Below are 275 nucleotides of genomic sequence, written 5' to 3' on the forward strand. Positions count from 1 at the left end.
TTATGACGTAGATAATAAGCTCTTCACAGATGTAGAAATCCAGAAACTCGCTAAGAAAAACGAACGCATCGGTGCTCTTGAACTGATGCGCCGAATCACAGAAAAAGGGATATTTATCATGGATCGAGGATTTCATGGTTTCAGTTTAGAAAAGGCGATCATGGATTTGGCGCAGCTGTTTCTGATTCGTCTGAAGAAACGAGACTATCAGGCTCTTCTACAGATTGCAGAAGAATACGACATAGATCCGGAAGTAGATATCACAAAGAATCTGA

The 275-nt window shown here is 40.7% G+C and carries 1 protein-coding gene; it reads left to right on the forward strand.

Annotated elements, in window-relative coordinates:
- Positions 1-275, forward strand: a 275-nt coding sequence (locus Afil_RS10865) for a transposase (protein WP_230268565.1), incomplete at both ends; no start/stop codon positions are given.

Source organism: Allobaculum fili, assembly GCF_020969955.1.
Taxonomy (GTDB): domain Bacteria; phylum Bacillota_I; class Bacilli_A; order Erysipelotrichales; family Erysipelotrichaceae; genus Allobaculum; species Allobaculum fili.